Origin of the sequence: Mesorhizobium sp. WSM1293 (genome assembly GCF_000513875.1) — a bacterium.
Lineage (GTDB): Bacteria > Pseudomonadota > Alphaproteobacteria > Rhizobiales > Rhizobiaceae > Mesorhizobium > Mesorhizobium ciceri.
This window is the reverse complement of the sequence record NZ_AZUV01000013.1, coordinates 58,881-74,669: the sequence shown is the minus strand read 5'-3', so window position 1 is coordinate 74,669 and position 15,789 is coordinate 58,881. Positions and strand designations below refer to the sequence as shown.

General features: G+C 61.7%; 13 protein-coding genes. 7 read left to right on the top strand and 6 right to left on the bottom strand.

Annotation, left to right across the window (positions count from 1 at the left end; translation table 11 throughout):
- Positions 1-87: 87 nt before the first annotated feature.
- Positions 88-1,191 carry an FAD-dependent oxidoreductase gene (locus tag M729_RS0117845; protein WP_027162396.1) on the top strand — a complete coding sequence of 368 codons (1,104 nt, stop codon included), beginning with the start codon at positions 88-90 and terminating at the stop codon, positions 1,189-1,191.
- 25 nt (positions 1,192-1,216) lie between these two features.
- On the opposite strand, the gene M729_RS0117840 is transcribed toward M729_RS0117845, so the two are convergent.
- Together M729_RS0117840 and M729_RS0117835 are read right to left on the bottom strand one after the other, a co-directional pair.
- Complete coding sequence (locus tag M729_RS0117840) at positions 1,217-2,596, bottom strand: pyridoxal-dependent decarboxylase (protein ID WP_027162395.1); 1,380 nt, start codon at positions 2,594-2,596, stop codon at positions 1,217-1,219.
- A 49-nt stretch (positions 2,597-2,645) separates the two neighbouring features.
- Positions 2,646-3,236, bottom strand: coding sequence for a hypothetical protein (locus M729_RS0117835; RefSeq protein ID WP_027162394.1), 591 nt, complete (start codon positions 3,234-3,236; stop codon positions 2,646-2,648).
- Between the two features lie 338 nt (positions 3,237-3,574).
- Here M729_RS0117835 and clpP point away from each other — a divergent pair, with 338 nt between their 5' ends.
- From clpP to M729_RS0117815, 4 genes are all read left to right on the top strand, one after another.
- Positions 3,575-4,204 (top strand): ATP-dependent Clp endopeptidase proteolytic subunit ClpP, encoded by a 630-nt coding sequence (clpP, locus tag M729_RS0117830; protein WP_013532191.1) that lies wholly within the window; start codon positions 3,575-3,577, stop codon positions 4,202-4,204.
- Between the two features lie 297 nt (positions 4,205-4,501).
- Positions 4,502-5,776 carry an ATP-dependent Clp protease ATP-binding subunit ClpX gene (clpX, locus tag M729_RS0117825; protein WP_013532190.1) on the top strand — a complete coding sequence of 425 codons (1,275 nt, stop codon included), beginning with the start codon at positions 4,502-4,504 and terminating at the stop codon, positions 5,774-5,776.
- A 306-nt stretch (positions 5,777-6,082) separates the two neighbouring features.
- Positions 6,083-8,494, top strand: coding sequence for an endopeptidase La (gene lon / locus M729_RS0117820; protein ID WP_013532189.1), 2,412 nt, complete (start codon positions 6,083-6,085; stop codon positions 8,492-8,494).
- 298 nt (positions 8,495-8,792) lie between these two features.
- Positions 8,793-9,065 (top strand): HU family DNA-binding protein, encoded by a 273-nt coding sequence (locus M729_RS0117815; protein WP_006201846.1) that lies wholly within the window; start codon positions 8,793-8,795, stop codon positions 9,063-9,065.
- Positions 9,066-9,209: 144 nt separating this feature from the next.
- Here the strand turns inward: M729_RS0117815 and M729_RS0117810 are convergent, their stop codons facing one another.
- Complete coding sequence (locus tag M729_RS0117810) at positions 9,210-10,232, bottom strand: aldo/keto reductase (protein WP_013532188.1); 1,023 nt, start codon at positions 10,230-10,232, stop codon at positions 9,210-9,212.
- Between the two features lie 177 nt (positions 10,233-10,409).
- Between M729_RS0117810 and M729_RS0117805 the strand changes: the two genes are divergently transcribed.
- The gene (locus M729_RS0117805; RefSeq protein WP_027162393.1) at positions 10,410-10,976 is read left to right on the top strand and encodes an SIS domain-containing protein; all 567 of its coding nucleotides are present in this window, start codon (positions 10,410-10,412) and stop codon (positions 10,974-10,976) included.
- Between the two features lie 3 nt (positions 10,977-10,979).
- Positions 10,980-11,723 carry a creatininase family protein gene (locus M729_RS0117800; RefSeq protein WP_024504590.1) on the top strand — a complete coding sequence of 248 codons (744 nt, stop codon included), beginning with the start codon at positions 10,980-10,982 and terminating at the stop codon, positions 11,721-11,723.
- A 38-nt stretch (positions 11,724-11,761) separates the two neighbouring features.
- Here the strand turns inward: M729_RS0117800 and M729_RS0117795 are convergent, their stop codons facing one another.
- The 3 genes from M729_RS0117795 to M729_RS0117785 all read right to left on the bottom strand — a co-directional run bounded on the left by M729_RS0117795 (position 11,762) and on the right by M729_RS0117785 (position 15,580).
- Complete coding sequence (locus M729_RS0117795) at positions 11,762-12,679, bottom strand: carbohydrate ABC transporter permease (protein ID WP_013532185.1); 918 nt, start codon at positions 12,677-12,679, stop codon at positions 11,762-11,764.
- A 26-nt stretch (positions 12,680-12,705) separates the two neighbouring features.
- Positions 12,706-13,827 carry a sugar ABC transporter permease gene (locus M729_RS0117790; protein WP_024504588.1) on the bottom strand — a complete coding sequence of 374 codons (1,122 nt, stop codon included), beginning with the start codon at positions 13,825-13,827 and terminating at the stop codon, positions 12,706-12,708.
- An 88-nt stretch (positions 13,828-13,915) separates the two neighbouring features.
- The gene (locus tag M729_RS0117785; RefSeq protein WP_013532183.1) at positions 13,916-15,580 is read right to left on the bottom strand and encodes a sugar ABC transporter substrate-binding protein; all 1,665 of its coding nucleotides are present in this window, start codon (positions 15,578-15,580) and stop codon (positions 13,916-13,918) included.
- Positions 15,581-15,789 lie beyond the last annotated feature (209 nt).

The following is a 15,789-nucleotide window of genomic DNA, read 5'->3' as shown; positions in this document are numbered from 1 at the left end:
GCTTGCCAGTCCGGTTCCAGACCGTATGTTGGCGCCCGCAACCCAATACGTTGAGCCAGCCGACAAGGCTGCGGAAAGTCTGATCTGATGAATGTGATCGTTGTCGGCGCGGGTATTGCCGGTCTCTCGACCGCGTGGTCGCTGGTCAAGGCGGGTCACAGCGTTTCGGTCGTCGAGCAGGGGCCGATCCCGAACCCGCTGGCCGCGTCGGGCGACCATCATCGCATCATCCGCCGCGCCTATCGCGCGGGGACCGGCTACGGCCGGCTGATCACCGAAGCCTACCAGGCCTGGGACGAGATGTGGGCCGATCTCGGCGAAAGCCACCTCGATCCCAGAGGATTTGTCTGCATTTCGCGCGAGCCCGGCGACGAGGCCGAGGAATATCGCGAGGGCCTGGAAGAAGGCAATTTTCCGTTCGAACTGCTGGAGCCCGATGCAGCCGTGAAACGCTGGCCGTTTCTGGAAGCCGGGTCGTTTCGCTACGCCTATTTCTCGACCGAAGGCGGCGCCCTGCATTGCCGCAAGATCGCGTCCGGCCTGGCAAAGTGGCTGCGCGCCAACGGCGCCAATGTCTACGAAAACAGCAAGGTGGTCGAGGTCGACGCCGAAGCCGGCCACATCGTGCTCGAAAGCGGCTCGACGATGCAGGCCGACCGCATCGTCGTCGCCGCCGGCGCCTGGGTGCTAAAACTGTTTCCAGAACTGGATGGAGAATTGAAGACCTATCGAACCGCACTTGCCTATGTCGAACCGCCGGCCGACCTCAAGGCGGCCTGGCAGGCGGCACCGGTCGTGCTCGATGTCGGCGGCGCGATCGACGGCTATGTGATCCCGCCCTCCGGCGGCGCCGGCATGAAGTTCGGGTCCGGGCTGCACAAGGTGCCGACCAGCGACGCCGATTGGAACCGCGAGCCGGTGGCGGGCGAGGGCGAGGCGATCCGCAACCTGTTTTCGCCGCCGATCGCCCGCATCGAAGAGTATCAGGTGACCGAAGTCGTCACCTGCGCCTACACTTTCACATCAGACGAAAAATTCATGGCGCATGAAAAGGGCAAATGCCTTGTTGTCTCGGCATGCTCCGGCCACGGCTACAAGTTCGGCGCGGCGGTCGGCAGGCGCGTTGCCGCTGCTGTCGGCAATGGGGATATCGCCGGTCTGAAGGCATGGCTGCGGGCGGAGGTCGCCTGAAACACGAGGCCAAATCCGCAGCGGTTCAATGATTGAGTTCGTCTGCGGCGGCAATGACTTCGGACACAATCGCCCGCACGTCGTCCAAGGTCGTCCTGTGATTGACGAAACACGCCCGCAGCGCGAACTGACCGTTGATCGTTGCATTCGACAGATACACGCGGCCGCGCGCGATCACGCGGCGCAGGATCGCTTCGTTGTCCTTAGAGCGGTGGCGGAAACAGACCGCGCTTAGCGATACCGGCGCAAGCTGCTCAAGCTCCGGCTGTGAAGCGATTGTCTGCGCCAGCATCTGGGCATGGTGCAGATCGCGCGCGATGGCTTCGCGATAGGCACGGCGCCCGTGATACTGCAGCGACATCCAGAGCTTCAGCGCACGGAAGCGCCGAGACAGTTCGATCGACTCTTCAAAGAATGCAAATGCTTCCGTTGGGTCTTCGCTCAATATCCTGACGTAGTCGTCGCTGTGCGAGAAAGTCGTGCGCGCAATGTCTGGGTGACGATTGAGCAGGCAGCCGCAATCGAGTGGCTGATAGAGCCATTTGTGCGCATCGAGCGACAGCGAATCCGCCAAAGACAGTCCCTGGAACTTTTCCGGGACGGCCAGCGCCGCCAGTCCCCCATAGGCCCCATCGACATGCATCCACAACGCTTCCTTGCGGGCAATATCTGCGATTTCGGGAAGGGGATCGATCGCACCGGAGATGATGGTGCCGGCCGTGGCCACGATGGCGATGGGCATGTTGCCGATGCCGCGGTCGGCGGCAATAGCTGCCTGGAGGGCATCCGTCCGCATCCTGAATTTGTCGTCGACAGGGATCAAACGGAGATTTTTTCTACCGATCCCCAACAGCGCGACGGCCTTGGGAATGGACATGTGCACTTGCTCGGAAGCATAGATCACGCACGGCCGCACGCCTGTTTCGTTGGCTGGCAGCTTCGCTTCCCGCGCCATCGCCAGGGCCATGAGGTTCGCCGTCGAGCCGCCGCCGCACAGGCTGCCTGTAAATCCGGGGCAACCGACAGCCTCCGCCAACCATTCGACGACGGCGCGTTCGATCGATGTCGCAGCCGGGGCCGAGCGCCACGACGTCACATTCTGATTGAGCACCGCAGCCAGCAATTCCCTCAGCGCGCCGATCGGTTCGCCGGAGCCGACGACATAACCGAAGAACCTGCCGGTTGAAGGCCGCACATGCTCCGCTATCGACTTGAAATCCTGCAAGACTTCCCGACCACGACCGCTCTCCTGCCAAGGCCGCGAGAAGAGTTCCGTCGTCTGTTTGCCGCTGGTCGTGGGATACGTCCGACGTTCCTCGAGGGAGGCCCAATAAGTTTTGGCAAGCGCCAAGGCTTCTTCGGCAAGGTCTGACAATTCCTGATTGGAAATTTCCAGGTCGCGCATGCCCTCAGCCCAACGGAGATCCGCTGCGAAGCAGGGTACGCCATGCGCGCTAATCCTGGCAATGCCTGGGAATATGCACCCGCCGCCAACTGGATGAGCCTTCCCGGACCAACACACGACGCGCGACGGTCTGGTAGGAGGCGGGGACATCGATGACGCGCCTTTGTTCCGGCCGCACTAGCACCTCCTCGGCGATGCTGTCATATTGTGCGGGAATGACGACGCGCCGCGTGCGTTCTGGCCGGATCACGACGGTCTCTGCGACGCGTTCGTAGCGCGCCTTGTGCCATACCTTGCACAGCACCTTGCGGCCATGGATGACGCGCCATTCCCAGGAATAGCCGCCGCCATCGACCCGGACCGTACGATAGACGGTGCGGGTGACGGCCGGTACGATCTGGTAGGTCACTTGCGCCGGAACGGTCATCACGACGCGCTCGCGCGTGCCAAAGATAGGGGCGATATAGTCGACCTGCTGACCGGGCGGACTGATCATCACGTCTTCATAGACCGTGTCATAGACGGCCGGACTGCGGACCGGCTCATAACATTCGACGGCGCGGCCGCCGGCCGCCGTCTGCGAAATCGTGCCGAGCACGGTCAGGCCGGCAATGGTGAAGCATGCGGTTTTCCCGGGCATGACACTCCCCCTGTTGAACTCTATGCATAAGTTCAACGTTGAATTGTAGAGGAAGCCGTCTCGGAAAAAAGCGGTTTCGGCGCATTTCGTTAAGTGACGCGGTTAAGAAACTGCTACGTTGCGGGGCCGGCGATGCGGCTCCGGACCCGCGGAAGCATCCGCCGCCGCGAATCCTTGGTCAGAAAGCTTGATTCGACTTACCCAGATGGCTAGGAGGGGTCGGCCTTGCACAAGGACGAGCCGGCATCCTATTTACGGAATAACGATCCAGAACCGATTCTGCCCGATCTGCCGGCATTCCCGGCGCCGGAATCCCACCGCGAGATAAGAGATACCTGATGAAGAACCCCGTCGAAACCTACATGAACCTCGTTCCGATGGTGGTCGAACAGACCAATCGCGGCGAGCGGGCCTACGACATTTTCTCGCGCCTCCTCAAGGAGCGCATCATTTTCATCACCGGTCCGGTCGAGGACGGCATGGCGACGCTGGTCTGCGCGCAGCTTTTGTTCCTCGAAGCTGAGAATCCGAAGAAGGAAATCAACCTCTACATCAATTCGCCGGGCGGCGTCGTCACCTCGGGCATGGCGATCTACGACACCATGCAGTTCATCAAGCCGGCCGTGTCGACGCTCTGCATCGGCCAGGCGGCTTCGATGGGTTCGCTGCTCCTGACTGCCGGTCACAAGGACATGCGCTTTGCCACGCCGAACGCCCGCATCATGGTTCACCAGCCTTCCGGCGGCTTTCAGGGCCAGGCGTCCGACATCGAGCGCCATGCCCTGGATATCATCAAGCTGAAGCGTCGCCTCAACGAGGTCTACGTCAAGCACACCGGCAAGAGCTATGAAGAGATCGAGAAAACGCTCGACCGCGACCATTTCATGACCGCCGACGAAGCCAAGGATTTCGGCCTCATCGACAAGGTCATTTCGTCGCGCGAGGCGGCCGAAGGGGCGCTGGCATAAAGGCAAGTTGGCAGTTGGATGGCACCATCACGCGCTTTTGGCGCGTCTTGCGGCATTTCGGCCACAATTGGCTGTTCCCTCGGGGGACAGGATTGCCTACGTTAAGGCTATGTTGAGTTTCGGCGGCTTAGCTTTATGCGGGGTTGTCGCGAATCATTGCCACGTTTTCTGATTTGTGTTTCGTACGGAATGCGTTGCGGGAGCCGGGACACACTGGCGGCGGCGGATTCCCGCGATAGATAGAGTATGCGCCCTTTCAGCCAGACCATCGGCGGGCGGCCATGAAAGGACATGAAAATGAGCAAGGTCGGCAACAACAGCGGCGATTCCAAGAACACGCTTTACTGCTCGTTTTGCGGCAAAAGCCAGCACGAAGTGCGCAAGCTGATCGCCGGTCCGACGGTCTTCATCTGCGACGAGTGCGTCGAGCTCTGCATGGACATCATCCGTGAAGAGAACAAGACCTCGATGGTGAAGTCGCGCGAAGGCGTGCCGACACCGCAGGAGATCCTCAAGGTTCTCGACGACTATGTCATCGGTCAGCCCTACGCCAAGCGCGTGCTGTCGGTGGCGGTCCACAATCACTACAAGCGCCTCGCGCATGCCGGCAAGAACAACGATGTCGAACTGGCGAAGTCCAACATCCTTTTGATCGGCCCGACCGGTTGCGGCAAGACGCTGCTCGCGCAGACGCTGGCCCGCATCATCGACGTGCCGTTCACCATGGCTGACGCGACGACGCTGACCGAAGCCGGCTATGTCGGCGAGGACGTCGAAAACATCATCCTGAAGCTGTTGCAGTCGGCCGACTACAATGTCGAGCGCGCCCAGCGCGGCATCGTCTACATCGACGAAATCGACAAGATTTCGCGCAAGTCGGACAATCCCTCGATCACCCGCGACGTGTCGGGCGAGGGCGTGCAGCAGGCGCTCTTGAAGATCATGGAAGGCACCGTCGCCTCCGTGCCGCCACAGGGCGGCAGGAAGCACCCGCAGCAGGAATTCCTGCAGGTCGACACAGCCAACATCCTGTTCATCTGCGGCGGCGCCTTCGCCGGGCTGGACAAGATCATCTCGGATCGCGGCCGCAAGACGTCGATCGGCTTCGGCGCGGTCGTCGCTTCGCCGGAGGATCGCCGCACTGGCGATGTTTTCCGCCTGGTCGAGCCCGAGGATCTGTTGAAGTTCGGTCTTATCCCTGAGTTTGTCGGCCGTCTGCCGGTCCTGGCGACGCTGGAAGACCTCGACGAACCGGCGCTGATCCAGATCCTGACCGAGCCGAAGAACGCGCTGGTCAAGCAGTATCAGCGGCTGTTCGAGATGGAAAATGTCGACCTGACCTTCCATGAGAACGCTCTTTCGGCGATCGCCAAGCGCGCTATTGAGCGCAAGACCGGCGCGCGCGGCCTGCGTTCGATCATGGAGGCGATCCTGCTCGACACGATGTTCGAGCTTCCCGCACTCGAAGGCGTGCGCGAAGTGGTGATTTCGGAGGAGGTGGTGACCGGCAGTGCCCGGCCGCTCTACATCTACTCCGAGCAGAAGGAAAAGAAGGGCAATGTCAGCGCCTGACATGAGCCCGCAGCGAAATTCTGAAACGGCGCCGCAAGGCGCCGTTTTGCTGTCGCACAGCGGTTTGCGCGGCGTACGGGCTTGGCGTCGCAAATGTGTCACTCGCGGACGGGTTGGGAGTGCGGATTTGGACACGCCCCTTGATCTTTGGGGGTCGTGCATCCAACTAACTGGAGAAGGCCGAGGTGCCCGATTTCTGTGCTGTAAAACTCCCGTCACAAACGGTGGTAGGCGGAACGATCCTCGGTCGTTAATATAAGATTCGCGGTTGGCTCAATTAGCGGCCGCGACATGAAAGGTTGGACAATGGCCAAAGTATCCAAGGCACCCAGCGACGGCGTCTTCGCAGTTCTCCCACTGCGCGACATCGTGGTGTTCCCGCACATGATCGTTCCGCTCTTCGTCGGGCGTGAGAAGTCGATCAAGGCGCTGGAAGAGGTGATGGGTCAGGAAAAGCAGATCCTGCTTGCCACCCAGATGAATGCCGCCGATGACGATCCCGAGCCCGATGCCATTTTCGACATCGGCACGCTCGCCAATGTGCTGCAATTGCTCAAGCTGCCCGACGGCACCGTCAAGGTTCTGGTCGAAGGCGCTTCGCGTGCGAAAATCGTCTCGTTCACCGACCGTCCCGATTTCCACGAGGCCCGCGCCGCGGCGCTGGTCGAGCCGGAAGAGGAAGAGGTCGAGGTTGAGGCGCTGGCGCGTTCGGTCGTCACCGACTTCGAGAATTACGTCAAGCTGAACAAGAAGATCTCGCCCGAAGTGGTGGGTGCTGCCAGCCAGATCGACGACTACTCCAAGCTCGCCGACACGGTTGCCTCGCATCTCGCCATCAAGATCCCCGAGAAGCAGGAGATGCTGGCCACGCTTTCGGTCAAGGAGCGGCTGGAAAAGGCGATGGGCTTCATGGAAGCCGAAATCTCCGTCCTGCAGGTGGAGAAGCGCATCCGCTCGCGTGTCAAGCGCCAGATGGAGAAGACGCAGCGCGAGTACTACCTGAACGAGCAGATGAAGGCGATCCAGAAGGAACTCGGCGAAGGTGAGGACGGCCGCGACGAGGCCGCCGAGATCGAGGCGCGCATCAAGAAGACCAAGCTCTCCAAGGAGGCCCGCGAAAAGGCGGAAGCCGAGTTGAAGAAGCTCCGGACGATGTCGCCGATGTCGGCTGAATCGACCGTCGTGCGCAACTATCTCGACTGGATCCTGTCTATCCCGTGGGGCAAGAACTCCAAGGTCAAGCAGGATCTGGCTTTCGCGCAGAACGTGCTCGATACCGACCATTTCGGCCTCGACAAGGTCAAGGAGCGCATCGTCGAGTATCTCGCCGTGCAAAGCCGCCAGAAGAAGCTGAAGGGGCCGATCCTGTGCCTCGTCGGCCCTCCCGGTGTCGGCAAGACCTCGCTCGGCAAGTCGATCGCCAAGGCGACTGGACGCGAGTTCATCCGCATGGCGCTGGGCGGCGTGCGTGACGAGGCCGAGATCCGTGGCCACCGGCGCACCTATATCGGCTCGATGCCCGGCAAGGTCATCCAGTCGATGAAGAAGGCCAAGAAGTCCAACCCGCTCTTCCTGCTCGACGAGATCGACAAGATGGGCCAGGACTTCCGTGGCGATCCGTCATCGGCGTTGCTCGAGGTCCTCGATCCGGAACAGAACTCGACGTTCATGGACCACTACCTCGAGGTCGAATACGATCTGTCGAGCGTCATGTTCGTGACGACGGCGAACACGCTGAACATCCCGGCGCCCTTGATGGACCGCATGGAGATCATCCGTATCGCCGGCTACACCGAGGACGAAAAGATCGAGATCGCCAAGCGGCACCTGATGCCTAAGGTGATCCGCGATCACGCGCTGCAGCCGAAGGAGTTTTCCGTCGGTGAGGACGCGATCCGCGCCATCGTCCAGACCTACACCCGTGAAGCGGGCGTCAGAAGCCTGGAGCGCGAGCTGATGAAGCTCGGGCGCAAGGCGGTGACCGAGATCCTGAAGACGAAGAAGAAGACGGTGAACATCACGGCGGCGAACCTCGCCGATTACCTCGGTGTTGAACGCTTCCGCTTCGGTCAGGTCGAGGCTGACGATCAGGTCGGTGTCGTTACCGGACTCGCCTGGACGGAAGTCGGCGGCGAGCTGCTGACGGTCGAAGGCGTCATGATGCCCGGCAAGGGCCGCATGACGGTGACCGGCAATTTGCGCGACGTGATGAAGGAATCGATTTCGGCGGCGGCCTCCTATGTCCGCTCGCGCGCCGTCGATTTCGGCATCGAGCCGCCGCTGTTCGACAAGCGCGACATCCACGTGCACTTGCCGGAAGGCGCCACGCCGAAGGACGGCCCGTCTGCAGGTGCTGCCATGGCGACAGCTATTGTATCGGTACTAACGGGTATTCCGGTCCGGGCGGATGTGGCGATGACCGGCGAGATAACGCTTCGCGGCCGTATCCTGCCGATCGGCGGGCTCAAGGAGAAGCTGCTCGCCGCACTGCGCGGCGGCATCAAGAAGGTGCTGATCCCGGAAGACAATGCCAAGGATCTGGCGGAGATTCCGGACAATGTGAAGAACGGCATGGAGATCATTCCGGTCTCACGTGTCGGCGAGGTGTTGCGCCACGCGCTGGTGCGTATGCCGGAGCCGATCGAATGGGTCGAGCCGGTCAATCCGCCGGCTGCGACAGACAGTGCCGACGACGCTGGAAAGTCCCTGGCGCATTAGAGCGCCGGGCGTCCATCTGGACGCACAAAGGACGCTCTGACGCCCAGACTTGCGCATGGCCCTTGCCGCAAACCGGCTACGGTTTTCGGGGCCATGCGTTGGTTTTCGTCGAGGTTGCAGCGCACAAACGGAGAGCCGGGCCTGACGCCCGGCTTTTTCATGTGAAAAACCCCGGAATTCCGGGCTTTTTCCGCTTTTTTCCTGCCTTTTCGACTTGGTTGCGGGAGCGCTTCTTTCTAAAGTCCGTTTCCTGCCGGATGAGTCGATAGTTCCGGTGTTCTCATGGAAGGGAATTTTTATGAACAAGAACGAACTGGTGTCCGCTGTCGCCGACGCCGCGAGCATTTCGAAGGGTGACGCGCAGTCGGCGGTCGATGCGGTATTTTCCGTGATCACCGGCGAACTGAAGAAGGGCGGCGATGTCCGGCTTGTCGGCTTTGGCAATTTCACCGTGTCAAAGCGTGCCGCCTCGACCGGCCGCAATCCTCAGACCGGCGCCGAAGTGAAGATCCCGGCGCGTACCGTGCCGAAGTTCTCGGCCGGCAAAGGCCTCAAGGACGCAGTCAACTAAGCGTTTTTTCTTTTCAGAGACCTCAGAAAAGCCGGGCTTGCCCGGCTTTTCATTTTGGTGCCCTACGTCGGTTCATGCGACCAGAAAAGCCGGGCTTGCCCGGCTTTTCATTTTGGTGCCCGACGCTGACGCGACGCGGCCGGCTTATGCGGTCGGCGCATCAGTGCGCATAAGACCTTCCTCCTTGAGATCCGCCCAAAGTGCTGCGGGCAGTTTCGCATCGAGCAGCGAGCGATTGCTCTCGACTTCGCTCGGCCGTTGGCCACCGGGGATCACCGAAACGACTGAAGGATGCAGCAGCGGGAATTGCAGGGCGGCCTCGATCAGCCTGACACCATGACGCTTGCAGACGTTCTCGATCCCGGCGACCCGGTCGAGTATGTCCTTCGGCGCTTCGGAGTAGTTGTAGTAGGCTCCGGGCTTCGGCCCTGTTGCGAGAATGCCGGAGTTGTAGGGTCCGCCGAGAACGATGCCGATGCCGCGTGCCTGGCAGAGCGGCAGGAAGGACGTCAGCGCCTCCTGTTCCAAGAGCGTATAGCGCCCGGCCAGCAGGAACAGGTCGAAGTCGCCGCGCTCAGCCAGCGTCTGCGCGACCTGCCACTCATTGATGCCGCCGCCGAACGCCTTGATCACGCCCTGGTCGCGCAGCGACAGCAGGCCGTAATAGCCCGAGCGCATGAACTCCTCGATGCGCCGGTCGGAGGCTTCCTTGCTGCCATGCGTGAAGATGTCGACATCGTGCACGAAGAGTATGTCGATCCGATCGACGCCGAGGCGCTCAAGCGAGGCTTCGAACGAGCGCATGACGCCGTCATAGCTGTAGTCGTACACCTCGCGGCGTGATGGCGTGTCGAAGAACTTGCCGATGCCGGTGCGCTCTTCGGGCGGGCAGGCACGCATGATGCGGCCGACCTTGCTCGACAGCACATAGTCAGCGCGCTTCTTGCCGCGCAGGAACGGGTTGAGCCGCGTTTCCGAGAGGCCGAGCCCATAGAGCGGCGCGGTGTCGTAGTAGCGGCAGCCGGTCGCCCAGGCGGCCTCCAGCGTGGCGTTGGCGTCCTCGTCGGAGACGGCACGGTAGAGATTGCCGAGCGGCGCCGCGCCGAAGCCGAGCTCGGTGAAACTGATGCCGCCATTGCCGATGCGGTCGAAATGCCGTGTCTTCATATCCTGCTGTTTGCCTCGCCTGATTTGTCTGACATGACACTATCACGCCTGTGATCAGGCAAAAGCATAGCTGCGCGTTGGACACGCATTTTCACGGTTGCTAGCATAACGAAATCAAGCTGTTCGTGGCAGCAAGAGCGGCAAATACCAGGGTGATTTTTCAATGGCGGGTTTGCGGTGAGCGACAAGAGCAAAAGCCTGTTCGAGACCTCACTTGAGGAGCTGGGTGGCGTGCTGGCACGCATCGACGAAAGCCGGATCGACGCCGCCTGCAAAACGCTAGCCGGCGCGCGACAGATCGTCGTCTATGGCTGCGGCCGCGAGGCCTTGCAGGTCAAGGGTTTTGCCATGCGGCTCTACCATTTGGGCCTGCCGGTTTCCGTGGTCGGCGACATGAACACGCCGCCTCTGGGGCAGGGCGATGTCTTCCTGGTCAGTTCCGGGCCGGGAGAAACCTCGACCGTGCTGACCCTGATGCAGGTCGCGCGCCAAGCAGGTGCAACCAATCTCCTGCTGACCGCCCAGGCCGAAGGCAGCGCGGCAAGGCTTGCCGACTTCACGCTGCTCATTCCCGCGCAGACCATGGCCAACGATCAGGGGGCGCAAAAAACATCGGTCCTGCCGATGGGCTCGGTGTTCGAAGGCGCGCTGTTCCTGCTGTTTGAGGTGATGGTGCTGAAGCTTAGGGAATTGACCGGCGTGTCGCCCGAAGCCATGCGCGCCCGCCACACCAACATGGAATAGATCATGCGCTATGAACTGATGCTGCCACACCAGATCCGCAGGGCGATCGCCGAGAATTGGCCGGTCGCTCTGCCGCTCGGCGTGCTGGAATACCATGGCGAGCACATGGCCGTCGGCATGGACACGCTGGCCGTCATCAAGACGCTGGAGCTGTTCGAAAAGGAGAAGGACGTCGTCATCCTGCCGCCCTTCTACTACGGTGCGGCAAGCTATGCGGTGGCGCCGCCGGAAGGCAGCGGCTCGGTGCAGGTCGGCGGCAATGCGCTGGCGCCGTTCGGCGAGGAACTGTTCTACAGCCTGCTGCGCATCGGCTTCCGCAACATCCACGCCATTATCCACCACCAGACCGAGAACTTTGTCGCCGGCATGCCGACCGATCTGGCGTTCAAGGCCGCCGGCCGCCAGGCGATCTTCCGCTTCCTCGAAAAGGAGCGCGGCGAGGGCTGGTGGGGGTCGCAGGCGATGGCGGACTATTATTCAGGACACGCGGCGGGTGAAAATTTCTTCAACTGGGTGCAGGTGCATCCGCTGATGTCGGCTGACATGAACGGCAAGTACCCGTTCGACCATGCCGGCATCGGCGAGACCTCGCTGATGCTGGCGCTATGCCCGGAGGCTGTCGATGCCAATCACTTCGCCGACAATACCGGCTGGTATACGGCGAGTGCCAAGGACGCCTCGGCCGAGCTCGGGCAGAAGGGCGTGGCCATGATCATGGATCATCTGCGGATGATTCTAAGGCCCTAGCGCGGTTCTTCCTTCTCCCAAGGTAAGAGGGCGCCATGCTACTTCACCGCGCCCGCGGTCATGCCCATGATCAGATAGCGCTCCAACGCGATGCCAATGACGGCGAGCGGCGCGATGGCCGCCGTCGCTAGTGCCGCCATCGACCACCAGTTGATGCCTTGCGAGCCGGTCTGGCTCGCCACCATGACGGGAATTGTCTTGGCGTCGGTCGAGGTCAAAAGGGCGGCGAAGAAATACTCGTTCCAGCACAGCACCATCGCCAGGATGAAGGCGGCGACCATGCCCGGCAGCGCGATCGGCATGACGATGCGGAAGAACGCGCCCCAGATCGACAGCCCGTCGACAAGGGCGGCTTCCTCGAGCTCGACCGGGATCGAGTTGAACTGGTCGCGCATGATCCAGATGACGATCGGCAGCACCATCAGCGTGTAGAGCAGGATCAGCCCGATGCGCGTGTCGAGCAGGCCGACCTCGCGGTAGAGCACCAGGAAGGGCAGCGCCAGCACCACCGGCGGCAGGATCAGCTGCGACAGGAAGAAGAACGAGATGTCCTCGTTCTTGAACCAGGCGAAATGGTAGCGATAGCGGGTGAGCCCGTAGGCGGCGAGGCTGCCGATGATGATGGCGAGGCTCGACGCGCCGACCGAGGTGATCACCGAATTCATGAAGCGCTTGAGGAACTCCTCGCGCACGGTCGAGGTCTGGAAGATCGAGTCCGGCGACAGGCCGAGCGAACGCCAGCCCTTCCAGTCCGGCTGGAAGTCGACGAAGGGGATGAGATGGCCTTGCGTGACGTCGACTGCGGTCTTGAACGAGGTCGTGATCGTCCAATAGATCGGGAACAGGCAGATGAACGCCCAGAAGGCCAGCGCGCCATAGATGAAGACGCGGCTGGCGAGGAAGCTCGCCGGCGAGCGGATCTCCGAGGCGACATATTCGGTGGTCTGAACGCTCATCGGGCTCAATTCACCCCCATCTTGCTTTAATTGACATTGCGGACAAAACGGTTGGCAAATTTCAACAACCACGTGACGAACACGACGATGATCACCAGATAGGCCATCGCCAGCATGGTTCCGTAGCCGACATTCGAGCGGTCGCGGTATTCGCGGTAGATGAAGCTCGACACGGAATCGGTGGCGCCGCCGGGGCCGCCGGACGTCACGGTGATGATGATGTCGGCAAGCTTCAGCTTGAAGATGATGCGCAGGACCACCGCCGTCACCGACACCGGCAGCATCAGCGGGAAGGTGACCTGCCAGAAGGTCTGCCACGCATTGGCGCCGTCGACGCGTGCGGCTTCGAGCACCTCGCGCGACATCGCCTGCAGCCCGGCCAGCAGCATGATCATCATGAACGGAATGAAGGTCCAGGCATCCAGTATCATGATCGATATGCGCGCGATGATCGGATCGGAGAAGAAGGCGGGATTTTCCCAGCCGAGATGGCGCGCCAGCGTTGCGGCCGGTCCGAACCTGTATTCCATCAGCGATTTTCCGATCATCCACGACACCGCGACCGGCGACAGCATCAGCGGCATCAGGAAGACGACGCGGAAGAATTTTCGCGCCCGGATCTGGGCATTGAGGAGCAGCGCCAAGCCGAAGGCAATGACATATTCGACCGCCACCGCCAGCACGTAGAGCACCATGTTGAACAGCGCGTTGCGGTAGTAGGGATCGCCCAGCATCTGCCAGAAATTGTCGAGCCCGTTGAACCGGCGGCCGCTGAAGGAACTGAGGTTCCAGTCGGTGAGCGCGATGTAGAAACCGAACAGCGTCGGGAAGATCACCATGGCGATGGTGAACAGCAGCGCCGGCAGCAGAAACAGGGCACGCTGGCCGTCTTCGCCGCGCGTCAGCACCTGGCCGACACCGATCGCCACGCCCCACAGAACATAGGCATAGACGACGGGGCGCCAGGTCTCGAAGCCGATCGTATCGGGGCTGCCCTTGTAGAGGATCTCCAGCACGATCGTCGCCAGCAGGCCAAGCGTCGCAACGGCCATCAGCGCCCAGCCAAGGCGTTTACGGCCTGGAGAGATCAGATCGGAAGTGCCGGCATCTGCCGGCCACGGGTTCGCGGTCGATGTCTGGTCAGCCACAAATCTCGCCCGTTTGAAGGCTCTCGAGGAGCCGGAGCCTGTCTAAAGTGGTCCGGCGTTGCCGCCGGACCACGGTTCATAGGCCAGCCTACATGCCGAGCGAAGCTTTGTAGAGCTTGATCTGGTTGTCGCGGCCGATCTGGTCGGTCAGCTTCTCCCATGCCGCCGCGATGGCGTCGGCGCCTTCCTGCGCCTTCATCTTGCCCGCGAAAGTGTTGGCCAGGATGTCCTCGGCGGCGCTGTAGTACTGGAAGATGCCGGGGATGCGTGGCTCGATCGCCGCGTTCGGATGGTTGTAGCTGTCGGATTCCGATTTGAGGTAGGAGGTGATGAAGGCCTCGTCGTAGCCGGCCGCCACCCATTCGGGAATGTCGAAATGCGAGTTGCGGTAAGGCTGGAAGCCCGACGGATACATCGCCGTCCAGATCGACAGGTCCTTGCCGCCGAGATGGGCTGCAGCGGACCATGCCGCCTTCTTCTTCTTTTCGTCGGCATCGACGCGGGCCATGACATAGACGCCCCAGCCGAGATAGGCGCAGTTGGGCGCATAGTTCGGGCCGCTGGCGAGCTTGTCCCAGGCGCCGGTCTTCGCATTGTAGACATCGTCCGAGCCCGGCAGGATCGAGAAGCCGGTGACGTCGCCGACGACGGAAGAGTCGTTGGTCTTGACGTTGGAGCCGACGTCGCCCCACCAGGTGACCATCGAGCCGGTGCCGGCCAGGAACTGCTGGAAGGCGGTCGTGTTCGGATCGGCGTTGATCTGGTCGGCGGGTTCGGAGGGCAGCGCGTCGATGACGTCCTGGATGGCGCGCACCCAGGCCGGATTGTTGACGCGCGGCTTCATCGTGTCGGCGTCGAACAGCCAGGCCTTGTCGTCGGGGTGCTTGGCATAGGCGGTGGCGCGGCTGCCAAGGAAATAGAAGCCGAAGCCGCCCCAGGGCTTCGGCGCGTCGAGATAGCCATAGACGTCCTGGTCCTTGAGCTTCTTGCCCTTCAGGAACTTGGTCACCGCCTGAACCTGCTGCCAGGTCTTCGGCACGCCCCATTCACCTTCGCCGCCGCCGTCCTTCCAGGCCTTGGCGAGGTCGGCATCGGCGAACACGTCGGTGCGGTAGTTGAAGTTGTGCGCGTCGCCGTCGACGGTCACGCGGTATTGCTTGCCGTCCCAGGTGCCGACCGGCGGCTTCAGATAGCTGACCAGATCGTCGAAATCGATCTGGGTCTTGACCCAGTCGGGCATTTCCGACGTCAGGCCCTTGCCGCAGACATCGCCTTCGAACGGCGCGCCCATTTCGATGATGTCGAAGTCGACGGTCCCGGTCGCGATCGACTGCTGCAGGCGGGCGTTGTAGTCGGCCTGCGCCAGGTCGATCCAGTTGATCTTGGCGCCGGTATAGGTCTCCCATGGCTTCAGGAAGCCGCGGAACAGCACATTGTGCAGGTTCTGGTTGTTGAGACCCATGAAGGTCAGCTCGACGCCGGCGAATTCGCCTTCCTTGACATTGGCCTTGGTGGCTTCGAGGCAGAGTTCACCGACCTTCTGGAAATCGGCGTCCGTCGGTTGGCCTTTGCCGACGCCGGGGATCTGCAGGATTTTTGTGCGCAATTCGCTTGCCGCGGAGGCCGGGCGCGTCAAGGCGCCAAGTCCGGCGCCGGATGCGGCTGCGATCGCGGCCATGCTTGCCGCACCCTTCAATATGTCGCGCCTTGTGGCGCCGGCTCGAACCAGTTTGTCGTAAAGACCCGTTCTCATCGCCTATTCCTCCCAGAACATCAGTGTGAATAAATCGGCCAACTGTCGGACGCCGGAGCGCCAACGATGCTCCCGTTTCGGAAACGAATTAGGCAGGACCCCACCCTGCGTCGATTGAAGTTCCGATTGCGGATCGGGCACCGACATTTTGACCAGCGCCTGCCACTATTCTCACAACCCAACGCCGTGTCAACGAGAGCGGGTTTTTA